The organism is Alkalicoccus luteus (assembly GCF_052061695.1).
GTDB lineage: Bacteria > Bacillota > Bacilli > Bacillales > Salisediminibacteriaceae > Alkalicoccus > Alkalicoccus luteus.
This window is the reverse complement of sequence record NZ_JBPZEY010000011.1, coordinates 14,925-33,000: the sequence shown is the minus strand read 5'-3', so window position 1 is coordinate 33,000 and position 18,076 is coordinate 14,925. Positions and strand designations below refer to the sequence as shown.

The 18,076-nt window shown below is 48.4% G+C and carries 18 protein-coding genes; 15 read left to right on the top strand and 3 right to left on the bottom strand.

Annotated elements, in window-relative coordinates:
- The first annotated feature begins 42 nt into the window (after positions 1-42).
- The 7 genes from ACSZLD_RS13935 (at position 43) to treR (ending at position 7,392) form a co-directional block, all read left to right on the top strand.
- On the top strand, positions 43-354 hold the full coding sequence (locus ACSZLD_RS13935; RefSeq protein ID WP_377907735.1) for a hypothetical protein: 312 nt from the start codon (positions 43-45) through the stop codon (positions 352-354).
- A gap of 115 nt (positions 355-469) precedes the next feature.
- Entirely contained in the window at positions 470-748 is a 279-nt protein-coding gene (locus ACSZLD_RS13930; protein WP_377907736.1) for a hypothetical protein, read from the top strand.
- A 26-nt stretch (positions 749-774) separates the two neighbouring features.
- On the top strand, positions 775-1,839 hold the full coding sequence (locus ACSZLD_RS13925; RefSeq protein ID WP_444685541.1) for a CdaR family transcriptional regulator: 1,065 nt from the start codon (positions 775-777) through the stop codon (positions 1,837-1,839).
- A gap of 91 nt (positions 1,840-1,930) precedes the next feature.
- On the top strand, positions 1,931-3,355 hold the full coding sequence (glcD, locus tag ACSZLD_RS13920; protein ID WP_444685540.1) for a glycolate oxidase subunit GlcD: 1,425 nt from the start codon (positions 1,931-1,933) through the stop codon (positions 3,353-3,355).
- A 49-nt stretch (positions 3,356-3,404) separates the two neighbouring features.
- Positions 3,405-4,673: a (Fe-S)-binding protein gene (locus ACSZLD_RS13915; RefSeq protein ID WP_444685588.1), complete on the top strand. Its 1,269-nt coding sequence runs from the start codon at positions 3,405-3,407 to the stop codon at positions 4,671-4,673.
- A gap of 317 nt (positions 4,674-4,990) precedes the next feature.
- Positions 4,991-6,661, top strand: a complete 1,671-nt coding sequence (gene treC, locus ACSZLD_RS13910) for an alpha,alpha-phosphotrehalase (protein WP_444685587.1) — start codon at positions 4,991-4,993, stop codon at positions 6,659-6,661.
- A 14-nt stretch (positions 6,662-6,675) separates the two neighbouring features.
- A complete protein-coding gene (gene treR, locus ACSZLD_RS13905) occupies positions 6,676-7,392 on the top strand; it encodes a trehalose operon repressor (protein WP_377907739.1) in 717 nt (238 codons plus the stop codon).
- Between the two features lie 1,014 nt (positions 7,393-8,406).
- Here treR and ACSZLD_RS13900 read toward each other — a convergent pair.
- The gene (locus ACSZLD_RS13900; protein WP_377907740.1) at positions 8,407-9,270 is read right to left on the bottom strand and encodes a hypothetical protein; all 864 of its coding nucleotides are present in this window, start codon (positions 9,268-9,270) and stop codon (positions 8,407-8,409) included.
- A 312-nt stretch (positions 9,271-9,582) separates the two neighbouring features.
- Positions 9,583-10,488, bottom strand: coding sequence for a TIGR01777 family oxidoreductase (locus ACSZLD_RS13895; protein WP_377907741.1), 906 nt, complete (start codon positions 10,486-10,488; stop codon positions 9,583-9,585).
- Positions 10,489-10,568: 80 nt separating this feature from the next.
- Here ACSZLD_RS13895 and recX point away from each other — a divergent pair, with 80 nt between their 5' ends.
- Genes recX through ACSZLD_RS13880 form a run of 3 tightly spaced genes read left to right on the top strand, consistent with a single transcriptional unit; the run spans position 10,569 to position 12,035 of the window.
- Complete coding sequence (recX, locus tag ACSZLD_RS13890; RefSeq protein WP_444685539.1) at positions 10,569-11,390, top strand: recombination regulator RecX; 822 nt, start codon at positions 10,569-10,571, stop codon at positions 11,388-11,390.
- A gap of 51 nt (positions 11,391-11,441) precedes the next feature.
- Positions 11,442-11,765, top strand: a complete 324-nt coding sequence (locus ACSZLD_RS13885; RefSeq protein WP_444685538.1) for a YfhH family protein — start codon at positions 11,442-11,444, stop codon at positions 11,763-11,765.
- Between the two features lie 3 nt (positions 11,766-11,768).
- Positions 11,769-12,035: a YfhJ family protein gene (locus ACSZLD_RS13880; protein ID WP_377907744.1), complete on the top strand. Its 267-nt coding sequence runs from the start codon at positions 11,769-11,771 to the stop codon at positions 12,033-12,035.
- 93 nt (positions 12,036-12,128) lie between these two features.
- Here ACSZLD_RS13880 and ACSZLD_RS13875 read toward each other — a convergent pair whose 3' ends face one another.
- Entirely contained in the window at positions 12,129-13,106 is a 978-nt protein-coding gene (locus ACSZLD_RS13875; protein ID WP_377907745.1) for a metal-dependent hydrolase, read from the bottom strand.
- An 81-nt stretch (positions 13,107-13,187) separates the two neighbouring features.
- Here ACSZLD_RS13875 and mutY point away from each other — a divergent pair, with 81 nt between their 5' ends.
- The 5 genes from mutY to ACSZLD_RS13850 all read left to right on the top strand — a co-directional run bounded on the left by mutY (position 13,188) and on the right by ACSZLD_RS13850 (position 18,046).
- Complete coding sequence (mutY, locus tag ACSZLD_RS13870; protein WP_444685537.1) at positions 13,188-14,216, top strand: A/G-specific adenine glycosylase; 1,029 nt, start codon at positions 13,188-13,190, stop codon at positions 14,214-14,216.
- The gene (locus tag ACSZLD_RS13865) at positions 14,216-14,974 is read left to right on the top strand and encodes an SDR family NAD(P)-dependent oxidoreductase (protein WP_444685536.1); all 759 of its coding nucleotides are present in this window, start codon (positions 14,216-14,218) and stop codon (positions 14,972-14,974) included. Before mutY ends, ACSZLD_RS13865 begins: the two co-directional genes overlap by 1 nt.
- A gap of 193 nt (positions 14,975-15,167) precedes the next feature.
- Complete coding sequence (locus tag ACSZLD_RS13860; RefSeq protein WP_444685535.1) at positions 15,168-16,781, top strand: gamma-glutamyltransferase family protein; 1,614 nt, start codon at positions 15,168-15,170, stop codon at positions 16,779-16,781.
- 183 nt (positions 16,782-16,964) lie between these two features.
- A complete protein-coding gene (locus tag ACSZLD_RS13855) occupies positions 16,965-17,519 on the top strand; it encodes a chromate transporter (protein ID WP_444685534.1) in 555 nt (184 codons plus the stop codon).
- Entirely contained in the window at positions 17,516-18,046 is a 531-nt protein-coding gene (locus ACSZLD_RS13850; RefSeq protein WP_377907750.1) for a chromate transporter, read from the top strand. The genes ACSZLD_RS13855 and ACSZLD_RS13850 overlap by 4 nt, the downstream gene beginning before the upstream one ends.
- Positions 18,047-18,076 lie beyond the last annotated feature (30 nt).

Below are 18,076 nucleotides of genomic sequence, written 5' to 3'. Positions count from 1 at the left end.
TCAGTCCTTGACTGTACATCATTGTGCAAGGAGGAGAACACCATGACTACCACTCAGCTTGTCCTTTTTGTAATGCCGGTTATCAGTCTGTTTGTTGGGTTTGGAGCAGGCTTTTTGATTCGAAATCAATATATAACGCTGCTGGCTCTCCCGCTTACTGTTGTTCTGATGCACGCTGTCGTTGTCTTCCCTATCATGCAGTTCGCCTATGCCGTCTGGCTGATCACAGCGCTTATGGTATCCGGTATGATTATGGTTCCGGCAGCCCTTCTGGGAGAAGATCTCCGCAGACGATTCGACCGCTACCGAACCAAAGATGTCACGTATCCATCTGAAAAGCAAGTGATTAAGTAAGTGAAGGATTGACCACTTATAACGCACGCCGAAAGCGCTCCGGTAAACAAACCGGTGCGCTTTTTTTAGGTACGCAGGGATATGCTATACTAAATCCGTGAAAGAGGTGGATCAGATGAAAAAATGCCCAGCCTGTTATGCAGAGCTGTCTTACAGCGACTTGCTGCAAATCAATCGCAGTACAGTTTGCAAAGCCTGCAGTAAGAAGCTAGTCCCTACGACAAAATCGAGAAGAATGCAGGGCTTGCTGCTGATTGGATCGGTCGGTGCAGCTTATCTTATTGGAGAAGTTGTAAACGCAGACAGCGGAGCATCTCTCGTGCTGCTGGCCGTTGCTCTTGTTGCCGCATACTTAGCCTCACCTGCGGTTGTCAGTCTTCAGGAAAGCGAGTAATTAGAACGATGTAAAACGGGAAGGCGGTGAATGATCTGGTTATCTCCGACGATCTCGCTGCGAGAATCGTAGCCGAAGCATCCGACGTCATTGAAGAAGAAATCATTGTGATTGATAAAGATGGCTATATTACCGCAGCTACAGACTCCGGCAGAATCGGGACCCGGCATCTTCCGGGACGGGAAGTGATGATCACCGGAAAAGCGAAAACGGTCAGTGAATCGGAGGCGCAAACGGATCCTTCGGTGAGAGCGGGAACAGTGCTTCCGCTTGGGTTTCGTGGAAGCATCATCGGAGTCCTCGGTATAACAGGGAGCAGGGAAAAGACTGCTACGTATGGTGCACTTCTTCAAAAAATGACGGAATTACTTATCGAAAAGCTGTTTAGTGCAGAAGCGCTCCGGCTTCGCTGGTATGCAGGAGAAAGGCTGTTGCACGGGCTGCTTGCAGCAAAGGAAAACTCTGAGGAGCAAAAGCGGATTGCCAGCCGGATCGGGCTTAATGATGACGATTTCTACAGCGTACTCATCGTTCAAATGGTACAGCCCGAACCAGAAGAGATCCCCTATCCGGAGCAGTTTGCCGGCTTTTTAACAAAATGGCGCTATGATCAGTACGTTTGTATATGGGCAAGTGACCAGGCGGAGCAGCTTTCCAGTCAGTTCATGAATTATTTGGACAAGCATGATGCAGTAGTGGAACGTGCCGGACTTTCACGGCCAGGGATGGATTTTGCAAATATGCTTGAAGAAGCAGAAACAGCAGCGCAGCATTCATCTGGAGAATTAATTATCTATCAAATGCTGTCGCTGGAACTCTTGCTGCACGATTTGACTGATCGGACGAAGAAGAAGCTGATGGAGGACACTGCCCTGAGTAATGATACAGCTCTTCGCAGGACGGTCGAGGCGTTCATACAAGAGGGCTATTCGTTAAAACGCACAGCAGCCGTGCTCGACGTGCACGTGAACACCGTTCAGTACAGACTTGCCAAACTGGAAGATCTTACTGGACTTTCGTGGAAACGGGGAGAAGACTTGGCAGTGCTTGTAATCGCCGTGAAATTGTTAAATCAGCCAAAAAAACAATAAAAATATTACCTGTAATTAGCAGAAGTGATATACCATTTTCTCCCTTCTTTGCGTATACTCAAGTATAAACAGCGCAGAGAGGGGATTTTTTATGCTGGATCAAACAGTTAAGGATCAACTGACGGCTATTACAGGGGTGGAACGTTTCTCAGATACACATGAACAGAGGCTCGTCTATTCTTATGACGCAACGCCTGGTTTCCAGTCCGAGCCTGACGGTGTAATCAGACCTGCATCGGTTCAGGAAGTACAAGCGATTATAAACGTCTGCCGAGAGCACCATATCCCTATCATTCCGCGCGGCTCGGGAACGAACCTGTGTGCCGGTACGGTGCCGTCACAAGGTGGGATCGTCATGGTATTCATGCACATGAATCGAATTTTGGAGGTCGATAAGGAAAACTTGACGATGACCGTTCAGCCGGGAGTCATCACACTTGATATTACCAAACGGGCGGAGGCGGAAGGGCTGTTTTATCCACCGGATCCGAGCTCGATGAAAATATCTACGATCGCTGGCAATATTAATGAGAATTCCGGCGGCCTCAGAGGATTAAAGTATGGAGTAACGAAGGACTATGTACTTGGTCTGGAAGCGGTGCTCGCAAACGGTGAAGTTATACGTACAGGGGGCAAGCTCGCGAAGGATACGGCAGGATATGATTTTACAAAACTTTTGACGGGAGCAGAAGGAACGCTCGGTATCGTGACAGAGGCTATTTTAAAGCTCGTGCCAAAACCGGAAACGAAAAAAACGGCGCTGGCCCTTTTTCCTAACATGGAACAGGCGGCAGAATCAGTTTCTGCGATCATTGCCGATAAAATCATTCCTGCAACCCTCGAATTCGTAGACCAGCCAACGCTTCAAGCGGTAGAAGATTTTGCTGAAATCGGCCTGCCTGTAGATGCAGGAGCGGTTCTCTTAATGGAGCAGGACGGCGACCCGGAAGTGGTAAACCGGCATATGGAAGCCATGCAGCAGTTATGCAAAAAGTATGGAGCGATTTCAGTCCGCCTTGCTCAGAATGAAGAAGAAGCACTAGCATTAACCGAGGCGAGACGATCCGCTCTAACAGCGCTCGCGCGAAGAAGGCCGACGACGCTGCTGGAGGATGCCACAGTTCCGCGCTCCAAGCTCGCCGAAATGGTCCGCTTTATCGAAGAGACAGCAGCTGCCTATGAGGTGGAAATTTGTACGTTTGGTCATGCCGGGGATGGGAATCTTCATCCTACGTGTATGACGGATGTTCGAAATCATGCTGAGATGGAGCGAGTAGAAGAGGCTTTTGCGGCTATTTTTGCAAAAGCAGTGGATCTCGGAGGAACGATTACCGGTGAACACGGCGTCGGCGAAATGAAAGCGCCTTACCTGGAATGGAAGCTCGGTCAGGCTGGGGTGGATGCGATGAAAGCAGTAAAGCAGGCGCTTGATCCGGACAATATTTTAAATCCTGGAAAAATATTTGCAAAGGATACGAAAAAACGTATTGTGCTGGGAGGCGGAACACGTGAGTAAGACATCGCTTCAACAAGAATTTCAGAGCCGTATTGATTATGAGGAACTGATGAACTGCACGAGATGTGGATTTTGTCTGCCCTCTTGCCCGACATATATAAAAACCGGCGGAAATGAGGCAAGCTCTCCGCGTGGAAGAATTGCGTTGATGAAGGCTGTTGCAGATGGTAAAAAGGAGCCGGACGAGGAAGTGGAGGCTCAGCTGAATGAGTGTCTGGGCTGTCGAGCTTGCGAACCTGCGTGTCCGTCAGGCGTCAATTATGGTCATATTCTGGAGCAGGCCAGAGCCGTTATTCAGGAGCATAAACGCTACTCGGTCCCGGTTCGTGTCCTGCGAAAGACAGTGTTTCAGTGGCTCTTTTTAGATCGGCGCAGAATGGAAACGGTTCACCGAATGAGGTGGATGTATGAAAAGACCCCCGTGCAAAAGCTGATGCAAAAAAGCGGAGCGTTTCGCCTGCTGCCGGGAGAAGCAGCGCTGATGGAGCGAATCATGCCTGAAGCAGCTCCTCCAAAGCAGGCTCTTCGTCCGCCGGTACTGGCAGTGCGGCAGCAGCAACCTCTAAAAAAAGTGGCCTTTTTTGACGGATGCTTAATGAGTACGATGTTCACAGAAACGAATCAGAATACGCTCTATTTGCTTGAGAAAAGCGGATGTGAAGTAGTTGTTCCTGATACGCAGCAGTGCTGCGGAGCCCTGCATGCTCATGCTGGTGAGGCGGATGGAGCAAAAAAACTTGCTAAAACGAACATCGAAGCCTTTGAACAAACTGAGGCTGACTTTATTGTTACCAATGCAGGCGGCTGCGGGGCAGGATTAAAGGAATATCCTTTTTTACTGAAGGAGGAGCCCGAATGGTGTGAACGGGCAAAAGTTTTCTCTGAGAAAGTGGGCGACATCAGTACGCTGCTTGCAGAGCTGGAGCTTCCGCCGATGAAGCTGGACGCTGAGCTGGTAACGTATCAGCCGTCCTGTCACTTGGAAAACGTGATGAAGGAGAAGGGAAACGTGGAAGCATTGCTGCGGCGCATAGAAGGCGTTACCTATGCAGCTATGCCAGATAAGGAACAGTGCTGCGGCTCGGCTGGTATTTACAACCTGGTGCAGCCGAGAATGGCAATGAAAATTTTAGACAAAAAGATGGCAGATGTTCGTCATGTTCAGGCCAGCGTAATCGTGACATCGAATCCAGGCTGTCTGCTGCAGATGAAAGCAGGGATTGAACGAGAGGGACTGGCTGACAGCGTGAAAGCGGTCCACATCGTCGATCTGGCAGCAGAAGCTTTAAAGCAGGCAGAAAGCGGCGTTACCACATAAGATGAAAACCATCCGGGCGACTCGGATGGTTTTTTCTCATGGAAAGAAACGGTCCAAGTATGCAAGTTGAGCCGCTTGAACGCTGTCCTGTTTCTGTGACTAAAAACGAGTTCGCGGTATCCGCGGTAAAGGGACTCATTTGTGAAACCTGATAGCAGCGGCTTATAGAAATAAAGCTGGAAGTCGTTCCAAAAAAGACGCTTGTCTGCAGCCGGCAGAGGGAAAGGAATCGTAGCAGAGGTGCAGCTTTACTATCTTGTATATACAAGTTATAATGCAGGCAGATACCGATATGAGGAGGCTGACACATGAATACAATGCAGGAATGGTGGCGCAGAGCCGTCGTCTATCAAATTTATCCGAAAAGCTTTAATGATACTACAGGAAACGGTACGGGAGACTTGCAGGGGATCATTGAGAAGCTCGATTATTTACAAACGCTTGGAGTGGATGTCATATGGCTGACACCTCCGTACAAATCCCCGCAGCGCGACAACGGGTATGACATAAGTGATTATTTCAGTATACATGAGGAATACGGAAGCATGGAAGATTTTGACCGGCTGCTTGAAGAAGCACATTCCCGTGATATTAAGCTGATTATGGATATTGTTGTAAATCATACGTCTACGGAACACGAATGGTTTCGAGACGCAGCCTCGTCTAAGGACAGCGCCTATCGAAACTATTATATCTGGAAAGACCCGATAAACGGGGCAGAGCCGACGAACTGGCAGTCTAAATTTGGCGGCAACGCCTGGCAGTTTGATGAAAAAACAGGTCAGTATTATCTGCATTTGTTTGATGTAACCCAGGCGGACCTAAATTGGGAAAATGAACAGCTGAGACGGGACGTTTATGATATGATGCACTTCTGGTTTAAAAAGGGAGTAGACGGCTTCCGGCTGGACGTGATTAATTTAATATCCAAAGATCAGCGCTTTCCCAATGATGATGGCTTAACAGCACCAGGGGACGGCAGAAAGTTTTATACAGATGGCCCCCGTGTGCACGAGTTTATGCAGGAAATGAATCGGGAGGTCTTCTCCCATTATGACGCAATGACAGTTGGAGAAATGAGCTCCACGACGATAGATCACTGCATCAACTATACACGGCCGGACCGGAATGAGCTCAGCATGACGTTTAATTTCCACCATCTGAAGGTGGACTATCCGAATGGAGAAAAATGGGCGCTCGCCGATTTTGATTTTTATGCTTTAAAACAGATTTTATCAGAATGGCAAGTTCGCATGCATGAAGGCGGCGGCTGGAATGCCCTGTTCTGGTGCAACCACGATCAGCCGCGTGTTGTTACGCGCTATGGCGATGATGGACGCTACCATCGCGAGTCTGCCAAAATGCTCGCAGCCTGTATGCATCTGATGCAGGGAACCCCGTATATTTATCAGGGAGAAGAATTTGGCATGACCGATCCTGGATTTGAAAGCATTGAGAGCTATCGAGACGTAGAAACATTAAACTATTACCAGGCAAAAAAAGCGGAAGGAAAAACGGACGATGAAGTGATGCCTGTTATTCGTGCAAAATCCCGTGACAATTCCAGAACGCCGGTTCAATGGAATGCAGAGCGGCACGGCGGCTTTACTACAGGAACACCGTGGATACCTGCTGCGGCCAACTATGAAACCATTAATGCAGAAGCAGCACTGCAGGATCCGAATTCAATCTTCTACTTTTATAAGCAGCTGATTCAGCTGCGTAAAGAATATGATATTATTACGTACGGAAGCTATGAACTGCTCAGCCCGGATGATCAGAATGTGTTTGCCTACGTAAGGCGCTATCAAGAAGAAGCCCTGATTGTATTGAACAACTTTTATGGCGAGGACGTGTTGTTCCCGGTTCCGGAAGAGTTTCAACCAGCGCAGGCTGAGCGGCTGATTGGCAACTACGAACGTACCAGCTGGAACGATACGATCCGGCTTAAGCCATACGAAACAGCCGCTTTTATTTTGACCAGGTAGGGCAGGTGGACGCCATGCAGAATAAATATCTGCAGATTTATAAGGAGATAGCGGATCAAATTCAAGGCGGAGGCTTTGAAGCTGGCAGCAAGCTTCCGTCTGAGCATGATCTTGTTGAGCAGTTCCAAACATCGAGAGAGACCATTCGCAAAGCACTGAACCAGCTCGCTCAAAACGGCTTCATTCAAAAAGTGCAGGGCAAAGGATCGATTGTACTGGATGCAAGGAAGTTTGACTTCCCTGTTTCCGGACTCGTCAGCTTTACAGAGCTTGCCGGTATGCTTGGCGGGAACGCAGTGACCGAGGTGAAAAAGCTGGAGCTGATTCATCCGGATAAAAGCTTGCAGGGTGCGCTGCAGGCTTCGCCGGAATCCGAAGTCTGGGAGGTTCACCGAATTCGTGAAATCGACGGAGAGCGCATTATTTTTGATAAAGACTTCTTTAAAAAGATGTACGTTGAGCAGTTAACAGAAGACATTTGCCGCGGTTCCATTTATGAATATATTGAAAAAGAGCTTGGCATGGCGATCAGCTTTGCACGAAAAGAAATCACCGTGGAAGCCCCAACGGAGGAAGATAGAGGTTATCTTGATTTGGAAGGCTACGATACCGTAGTAGTGGTGAAGAACTTCGTCTATTTTGATGATGCCAGTCTGTTTCAATATACAGAGTCGAGACACCGGCCGGATAAGTTCAAATTCGTCGACTTCGCAAGAAGAACAAAAGCATGATAACGAAGCCGAGAAGTCGATTTATTCATGGTTCCTGCTTTCTCGCAGATTACGATTGATGAACAGCCCAGGGCGATGATCGAACTAACCGTCCACGAGCGATAAAAGGGGTATTATTAGAAGAGAATAGAGGGTAACTCAGCATGTTTTTGGACGCTGACTTGCTTCCGGCTTCCCGATCAGGTAGGCTGGTGGCTACCAACAACGGAAGGAACACCATGCTAGAGAACATCACGGACATTGCAAACGCGCTGATTGCAGCAGGTTCGCTGTTCGTTAGCTACCCCGTTTATCGGGAGACGAAAAAGGACGACTGACGACGAAAGGGGCTGTCCCATAAGTCGATATTATCGATGGGACAGCCCCTTTTTGGCTTGTTAATGACGGAAAAAGAATGCTCAGAGTGTTGATATAGTCATTTCAGGTGCATCACGTTGCATCTGCCTGTAACTGCAAACACTCGCTTTCTGGAAGGAAGGGGCTCGGCTTTTCCTTCTGCTGTCCGCCGGCTCTTCGCCTCGTTCTGAACCGAGGTCCTCCGATGTCGGCAGCTGGCAGTCCGTCTCACGTACATGGTTAGGCCTGCACGATCGGCTTCATACAGATCGAACCTTCCCGAGGAGACGTTTTGATGTTGAATCGGGGTGTCCGTCCTTCATCAAATTCATGGTAAACGTAAAAAAAGCAGTCGCGTCTGCCGGTTGAGACGTTGTTCTCCAAGAAGCAGAGCCGTTTCCCCGATGTGTGCAGCGTGCCCGTGGAAGCCGCGCCGTTCTCCCTCTATACAGGGGGGCACCCTGAGAAATAGCTGAAGGAAAGCCCGCGTCAGGTTCGTTAAGCAGAGGGGAAGTACAACCAAACGAATAAACATGTAAGTTGAAAGACTTTTTCAACAGCCTGGCATGGTTTTTTGTTAGGTGTTACGTTATTGCGCACGTTCGGTCTGCCGGCGGTTGATGATCAGCAAAAAGACCGGCCGCAAAAATGCGGACCGGTCTAAAGCTTGCAGTGAAGCTATTTTTTCAATGATTGGACAATCGCCTGCTTCAGCTTTTTATCTACGGTAATGGTATACAGCCATTCCTTCATTGACTGATCTTTTTCCTGCTTGACGCGTCTGGATAAGATACGAAGGAGATTTTTCAGCGTGCTCCGGCCGTAACGGCGATCAATTTGTTCAGCTGTGACGAGAAGCTGCTCCATTTCTTTTTCGTTCTCCATAGGAACAACCCCGGCTGTCTCCTGCAAAAAGGCCTCCAATACAGCTCCCTGCTTCACAGCAAAGTAATCAGCAGACACTTTCTCAATCAGCTCGGGATGTTGATCTGTATAAAAACCGAGTGTCGGCACAAGATCATCCAGGCGGTGCATCTTTAGGTATTCATACGTTTTTTTCGGGTTAGCTGTCCCGGTCGCTTCGAGCAGCGTATTCATAATAAGTGAATCCGGTGCGCCGTCCTCTTCGCGTTGAAGTGCGATTAATCTTGACGGCCATCCATTTTTAATGTCTTCGAGATGCTCGTCGAGAAGAAGCTTCACAATTTTTTTGTTTTTCTTCTTTGCATCCTCTTCACTTTTCAATGCGTCCTTTAAATCATCTTGTGTCATCCGGTGCTGCTTTCTCCTGGACTGCATCACCCGGAACTGTTCGACCGCTTCACCTGAAGCTTTCGTCGTACGGTTGGAGAGATAGAAGGAGTCTAAAAAACGTCCGTTGTAATCGAGTGACCCAAAAATCACCGGATTTTCATGTTCAAATAACAACACGTCGACAGACCGTTTTCCTTTCTTATCTTCGTATTTTACGACGTAATATTGTTTCTTTTCACCGTCCATGTAAACTTTTTTTCCTAAAAAGCTTGGAGGCAGGGCTGGCATGTACATCTCTCCCTTCAGAAACTGTCAGTTTCACGTTCTCTCTCTATCTTACCTGACCTGCAGGCTTATGTGTAGGATAGTCTGCCAGAAATATGCAGGGGTACGTATGAGATCGAGCAGAACATCCCGCTGAAAATCCGGCTGAAACATTGAGACAAGCGGATTTTAGGACGTTTATCTGAAAAGGATGTACCGGAATCATGTATTTTTACTGAATGCTTGTTCAAGCAGGCTAACCGCTCAAGACGTTGAAAATAAACAAAGAAAGCCACCCGCAGATGCACATACGGGCGGCTTTTCGGCGATGAGAGATCAGTGGCCGATTAGATCATAAAGGGCTTCGTCAAGAACGGGGAATGAGAATTCGAACTCATGATCCAGCAGCTTTTGCGGAACAGCCTGCTGACCTTCTAAAATGAGCACACTCATATCACCGAGGGCAAGTTTGACAAGGTTGGACGGGACAGGAGCCCAAAACGGCCGGTTTAAAACATCAGCCAAGGTTTTTCCAAATACTTCATTTTTTTCAGGTGACGGCGCGGTGACGTTTACCGGTCCGGAAAATGCTTTATTTTCGATGCAGTGGAGGATGGCGCGGGCAGCGTCTTCAATGTGGATCCATGACATCCACTGCTGACCGGTGCCGATTCGGCCGCCTCCGCCGAGCTTGAATGCAGGGAGCATTTTTTTGAGAGCACCGCCTTCTCCGGACAGGATGACGCCGAATCTGGTTTTAACAACGCGCACGTTTTCCGGTGCTGCTTCTGCTTCTTCTTCCCACCGTACGACAACATCAGCCAGGAAATCATCCCCAGGCTCGGTGTCGGCCTCGGTAAACGTTTCTGTAAAAGATGTGCCGTAATATCCGACGGCTGATCCGTTGACCAGCACTTCAGGTTTTTGCTCCAATGCCGATAAAATACGGATGGTTTCACGGGTTGCGTCAATTCGACTGTCAAGAATTTCTTGTTTTTTATCTTCTGTCCAACGTCCGGAATTTAAGTTTTCTCCTGCAAGGTTAACAAACGCATCGATCCCTTCCAGCTGTTTTTCAGGTTCTGCTGAAGCAGTTAGCCATTCTACATAAAAAATACCGTCAGACGGTTTTTTATTATGCGGGTTACGGGTGAGGATGTATACGTCATGCCCTTTATATAACAATTTTTTGGTAAGTTCTTTGCCGAGCAGCCCGGAGCCGCCTGCGATTGCTACTTTCATTACAACCCCTCCTGGTTTAAGGTTATGTATAGTATTCCTTAATCTCACTCAGTTGAAACGTAGGAACGGAGGGAACGGTTGTGCCTAAAATCGCAAAGATAACGGCTGCTAAAAAAACGAAGCAGCGATACCACATTCATTTAGAAAAGAACGGGAAAGAAGAGTATGCGTTCTCCGTCTCAGAAGATATGATTGTTTCGGAAGACTTGATGAAAGGAAAAGAACTGACAGAAGAAGATATTTCCCGGCTCAAATCACGAGACGAAATAGAAAAAGTGTATCAGCGTGCGTTAAATTATTTGTCTTACCGGATGCGTTCAGAGAAAGAGTTGAAGGACTATATTCTTGGCCACGAGCATGTGGAAGAAGAAGATGCTTTCGAAATGATTCAACGGCTGCGCAAGCTTGATTTTGTGAACGACGGACGTTTTGCTGAAGCATTCGTCCGCACGAGAAAGGATCAGTCCAAAAAAGGCCCGCGCACGATCAGACAGGAACTCAAGCAAAAAGGGATATCTGAAAAGGAGATGGAGAATGCGATGGAACAGTATGGTGAGGAAGAAGCAGTGGAGCTCGCGGTTGAACTGATTGAAAAAAAGCAGAAATCCTACAAGCGTGAATCACGCCGCCGAAAAGAACAGAAGCTGATGCAGTTTCTGCTGCAAAAGGGGTATTCCATGGAGACCGCATCGAAAGCTCTCCAGCAGGCAGATATTGAGTCGGATGAGGAAGAGGAGCTGGCAGCTGTCAGAGCGCAGGGGGAGAAGCTGTGGCGCAAGCATCAGTCTAAAGCGGATTGGGAACGAAAGCAGCGAGTCAAGCAGGGCCTTTATCAAAAAGGGTTCCCGTCGGAACATATCGAGATTTTTCTCGAAGAAATAGAAAGCTCAGATTCTTTATGACAGCTTGTCATACACGTATACTGATAGTATCGGGAAAGGAGATTGATGACCGTGAGCAAACAATACAGTAAAATGTCCCGTGAAGAACTTGAGGCGGAGATTAAAGAACTCCGGGTCGCTGCGCAAAAGGCCGAAGCGAAAGGAATGATTAATGAATACGCTGTTCATGAACGCAAGATTCTGATGGCAGAAGCATACATGCTGGATCCTGATACATTTCGCTCCGGGGAAACGTATCCGATTGCAAACAGCGGAGGAGAATCGTTTATGATTAAGTATATGAATGGGGTATTCGCCTGGGGCTGGAGAGATGGTAACAGCGGTCTGGAAGCGGTGCCTATTTCTGTTTTAACGAGAGAAGATAGGGGGTTATAACTGATGCAGGACTCTTTGGAGAGGCTCATCAATCGGCTGCTGGAGCAGAACGAACAGCTCTCCTATTCTGAAGCGAGGACATGGGTGGAGCTTTTATGGGAGGACTTCGAAGCAACATATGCTAAAGCAGGCCATTCATATAAAGGCAGAGAGATGACGGAAAAAGTGCTGATTCAATGGATTGATAATTATGGTTCAGAGCTTCATGAAGTATTAAAAAACAATCCGCGCTATCAGAAGTGGTTCGATCAAAAGCGATTTTTTCACTGATTATGTTGCAAATCCGTAAACGTACCCTGCGAAAAGTCACTGCCGGACTTCCACTTTAAAAAAAACGCCCCGCCTGCTGGTGCGGGACGCTTTTCAGGAAGCATAATGCAGCTTTCGTTTAAGCGAATCAGTGTTGTAAATCCAGCCGGTATAGGAGCTGAGCGGCTCCAGGTTCTCATCCAGTCTGACAATGGCGACAAACGGATAATACCCTTTACTTCGGTACCTGAGGTCAACGAATTTAACAGAGTAGCCGTGTGGTTCGATAGAGACTGCCCACCGGTATGCCGGAGAAAACGACAGAAATGCCTGCAGGTTATCATCGTGCCTGGCCGCATCGATAACTGGATCTTCTGGAATTGGTTCAAACGGATACGTTTCAAAATAGGTAAGCTTTTGCCTGCGCCATTCTGCTACAAACATGAGATGATCCGTGCGGACTACGATATGCCACCTTGACCAGCGGAATGTCGGTGACGTAAAAATGTGCGTAGCGTCCGGGTGCTCCAGGTGGACAGCTTTATAAACCTTGCGCTGCTCCCTTATTCTCCACACGTAGTAGCCGGCTATCACGACAAACATGGCGAGGAAGGTCCAGCCCGGGTGAGCCCCGAATCTCCAGGCTACAATCGCGGCAATATGCATGATAAAAATAAATGGATCGAAAATATTGATGACGCCGAGTGCGAGCCATTTGCGGTAGATCGGGGAAAAAGCCTTTGTTCCATACGCGTTAAAGATATCAATAAATACATGAAGAAACACGGCAAAAAAGGTCCACATCCACACATGATACAAATTCAGAGGCGGCATGATCATAAACAGCATGATCGTAATGAGCGTCGGCCAAATAAACCAGAAGGGAACAGAGTGCGTAACGCCCCGATGGTTTTTAATATAAACGGCGTTATTTTTTAATTTTAATACAGTATCAAAATCCGGAGCCTGAGATCCGACGATGGCTCCGATCATAACTGCCTGAGTCATTGCGGGGTTTTGGGATACGACCGGGTCCAGGGTAGCGAGCCCGCCGATTGCTACTCCCATGACGACATGAGTTGCTGTATCCATAAGGTTCCCTCCATCAGCAGATCCTGTAAGTATACATAAGTGTACCCTTTTTTCTACTGTTTCAAAAGAGGAGTTTTCAACGTGCAAATTATAGATACGAAAAAATTCCAGTCCGATCTGCTGGACTGGTACGATAACGAAAAGCGTGACCTCCCTTGGAGAAGGGAAAGAGATCCCTACCGGATCTGGGTATCCGAAATCATGCTTCAGCAAACAAAAGTGGATACGGTTATTCCCTATTACGAACGCTTTTTGACAAAATTCCCTACGCTTGAAGCTCTTGCCGATGCAGACGAAGAAGACGTACTGAAAGCATGGGAAGGGCTTGGCTACTATTCGAGAGCGCGAAACCTTCATCAAGCTGTGAAAGAGGTTAGAGATGACTACAACGGCATCGTGCCCTCTACAGAAAAGGAGATCGCTGCGCTGAAGGGTGTCGGACCGTATACGGCCGGAGCTGTTTTGTCGATCGCATACAACGTTCCGGCTCCAGCGGTAGATGGAAACGTCATGCGGGTGCTGTCCCGGATCTTTTCCATTTATGACGATATTGCAAAGCCGGCTTCCCGAAAAAAGTTTGAAGCGATTACGCGTGATTTACTGCCGGAAAATAGAGCGGGCGATTACACACAGGCTTTGATGGAGCTGGGTGCTGTCGTATGTCTTCCGCGAAAGCCTGCCTGCCTGCTTTGTCCAGTCGCAGAGCACTGCTCGGCCAGAAAGGAAGGCGTACAGGAATTTCTGCCAGTAAAAGCTAAGAAAAAAGCTCCGCGTTCTGTTCAACTTGCAGTAGGTGTTGTTCGGGACAGCAGGGGCCGCTACCTGGTAGAAAAGCGTCCCGATACCGGCCTGCTTGCAGGCATGTGGCAATTTCCACATTCTGAAGAGGGGATAGACGGGCTGCCGGCTGTCGATGAAAGCAGCTGGGAAAACCTCACCCAAATCAGACACGTTTTTTCCCATCTTGTTTGGGAAATGGATGTATACCAAACCGTACACGATGTACAAAAGCTTGAGAAGGCACAGCAGCTGCTAACGGTTGATGAATTGAAGCAAAAAGCGTTTCCTGTGTCGCACCAAAAAATAATAGCCTTACTGGAGGAATCATGATGGAATTGAACCTTGCTAATAAACGAGTACTTATTACAGGCGGATCAAAAGGAATCGGCTACGGTATTGCAGAGGCATTTATAAAAGAAGGTGCCAGGACAGCTGTTATTGCGAGAGGAGGAGACGCTTTAAAGCAGGCCGCTTCTGAGCTTTCTGGACTACAAACGATTCAGGCGGACGTATCGAACGAGGCGGAGCGCGAAAAGAGCTTTAATGAAGCTCTGCGTTTACTCGGCGGCATTGATATTCTTGTTAACAATGCCGGAGGATCCGCCGGGAGCACGCACCTTGATACACCGGTCGATACGTTTCGCGGAGCGATGGAGCTGAACTATTTTTCAGCGCTGCATTATGCCCAGCTTGCCTGCGCTGAAATGAAGCAGCATGGCGGCGGAGCCATCCTCAATATTTCATCCATCTTTGGACGGGAGTCCGGCGGGAAGCCGAGCTATAACAGCGCCAAGGCTGCCATGATCAGCATGACAAAATCACTCGCTGATGAGGTAATACAAGACGGGATCCGCGTAAACGGAATCGCGCCGGGCTCCATCCTGCATCCGACTGGCAATTGGCAGAAGCGGCTCGATGAAAATCCGGAAAAGATAAACCGATTTGTCGAGCAGGAAATTCCCGCGGGCCGATTTGGAACTGTGGAAGAAGTAGCGGATACGGCTGTTTTTCTCTGCTCAGAGAGAGCTTCATGGATCGTTGGAGCTACACTGAATGTAGACGGCGGTCAATCGCGATCCAATTTCTAATTCATATCTAGAACGGAAACTTTCGTTCTCATGATGAGTCTCCTGCTCATGAGGTTGTGACATAAAAGAATATTAATTGCGGTATTTACTTGACAATTAGTTATTTTTTATTGATATATATTAACATTGTGTTAATTTTTGCGCTCGGATGTGATACAGTAAGATAAAAGCAATGTGAGGAGATGGTTCATTCATGAATACAGATCAGGCACATACGTATCCCTACGCATCAACCCGAAATGTAACGTTTGCAAAAAATGGGATGGTCGCAACATCCCAGCCGCTGGCTGCACAGGCTGGACTTGATATATTAAAGCAGGGAGGCAACGCCGTTGATGCGGCGGTGGCAGCAGCAGCAGCTCTTACAGTTGTAGAGCCGACATCGAACGGGATTGGCGGCGACGCATTTGCGCTCGTTTGGATGAAGGATGAACTGCATGGATTAAATGCCAGCGGCCAGGCCCCGGAAAAGCTGTCTATTGAAACGCTTAAAGCAGCAGGAGTGGAAGAGATACCTAAGTTCGGGCTGACACCTGTCACCGTTCCAGGAGCACCGGCTGCATGGGCGGAACTCTCAGAGAAGTTTGGGAAGCTGACTCTTGAAGAAACGCTGGCTCCAGCTGTGAAGCTTGCCCGTGAAGGATTCCCGCTCAGCCCTACTTTGGCGAAGTACTGGAATAAAGCAGCTGTTGCTTACCAAAAGGCTTGGCAGGGGGAAGAATTTAACGAATGGTATCGAATCTTTACGCCTGACGGCAAGGCGCCGCAGGCAGGAGAGATGTGGCACTCCGAGGATCATGCAAGGACACTTGAAGAAATTGCTTCAACAAAGGCTGCCTCTTTTTACAGCGGCTCGCTTGCCGAAAAGCTGGACTCCTTTTCACGGAAGCACGGAGGCTATATTCGAAAGTCGGATCTGGAAGCGTTTAAGCCGGAGTGGGTTAAGCCGATATCAGTCCGCTACAAGGGCTACGATGTGTGGGAAATACCACCCAACGGCCAGGGGCTCGTCGCGCTGATGGCCCTGAACATGCTGAAGGAAGATTCATTCGCCGCCCGGGAAGATGAAGCTACGTATCATCATCAAATAGAAGCGATGAAGCTGGCATTTGCAGATGGAGAAACCTATATCACTGAAGAAAAGCATATGAGCAGAAGCGTTGAGGCGCTTTTATCAAAAGAGTATGCTGCTGAGCGCCGCAGCCTGATCGGTGACGAGGCACTGACGCCGGAAGCTGGAGATCCTTCTGCTTCAGGCACTGTCTACCTCGCAGCAGCAGATGGCGATGGCAATATGGTGTCCTTTATACAGAGTAACTACATGGGCTTTGGTTCAGGAGCCGTTGTCCCAGGGACCGGTATTGCACTGCAAAACCGCGGCCATAACTTCAGTCTTGATCCAAACCATGATAATGCGCTGCAGCCCGGAAAGAAAACATTCCACACTATTATTCCGGGTTTCCTTACGAAAAATGGGGAGGCTATCGGTCCATTCGGCGTAATGGGAGGCTTTATGCAGCCGCAGGGGCATATGCAGATGATCATGAATACGATCGATTTCGGTCTCAATCCACAGGCTTCTCTCGATGCACCAAGATGGCAGTGGATGAGCGGTAAGAAAGTTGTACTGGAGCACAGCGTGCCAAACCATATTGCTCAAGCACTTGCTGCAAGAGGCCATGAAGTGCAGCTGACGCATGATTCAGGTATGTTCGGACGAGGCCAGATCATTTGGAAAGATCCGAAAACAGGCGTACTGCAAGGTGGAACGGAGCCCAGAACAGATGGAAGCGTAGCCGCTTACTGATCACAGAGACCTTCTGCCTTCAAGCTCGTAACCGCCGTCCAATTTGTACAGTTGGACGGCTTCTTCTTTTCGCACGGCTGTGCGCAAAATCATGGTAACTGTGAAATGGAACGGTTCTGAAAACCGCGGCAGGTTAATAGCTGTTACAGTAAGTCTTAGTTCAATGTAGTGAGGTGAAATCGAATGGGAGTACAAAAAGAGCTGTTCATGGCTTTTTTCAGAGTCGGAATGCTCGGATATGGAGGCGGACCAGCTTCCATTCCCCTTATTCAAAAGGAAGCTGTTGAAACCTACGAATGGATGAACGATGAAGAGTTCTCGGATATTCTGGCAATTGGGAATACGCTGCCAGGTCCGATCGCCACAAAGATGGCAGGTTATATCGGATACCGGGTCGCAGGAACTGCCGGACTTTTAAATGCCATCGTTGCTTCCATCGTTCCGACGGTTATCTTAATGATCGCGCTGCTCGTGTCGCTGGCTTCGTTCCGGGAATATGCCTGGGTGCAAGGGATGACGCAAGGTGTGATGCCCGTTGTAGCAGTCATGCTCGGTGTATTGACGTGGGGGTTTTTAACGAAAGCAAAAGGAGATCTTGGGTGGAAAGTAGTTATTCTGCTGACGGTAGCTTCTGTAGCCCTTACAGAATTGGCTGGAGTTCATCCAGCGATCGTCATTGCCGCGCTTATTCTCTTTGTACTAGTAAAACCGGTAAAAAAGGCAGGTGACCGCACATGATCTACTGGGAAATATTTCTGGCGTTTTTCATTCCTGGTATTGTCGGTTATGGCGGCGGGCCAGCAACAATTCCGCTGATTGAGTACGAGGTAGTGCACCGCTATGAATGGATGGGGGTAGAGGAGTTTGGCGAGGTGCTTGCATTAGGCAATGCGCTGCCCGGACCAATCGCGACAAAAATGGCAGGGTATATCGGTTTCGTGGAAGGCGGTATTTTAGGGGCAGGGATCGCCTTGTTTGCCACCGTCGCACCATCGCTTATTTTGATGATCATTTTGCTAAGCATTCTGCTCCGCTTTAAAGATTCACCGAAAGTGAAAAAGTTATCAGCTATTGTAAGGCCGACAATAGCGGTTCTGCTCGGCGTCATGACGTTCCGATTTTTAGAAACGTCCTATACGGACAGCGGCTGGCTGCAGACGGTTTTCTTGCTGGGAGCCAGTTACTACCTGCTCGAAATCCGCAAGGTACATCCAGCGTTCGTTATTGCCGCAGCTTTGCTGTATGGCGCTGTTTTTCTATCCTGATCTATTCTCATCTGGACAAAATGATGCAAC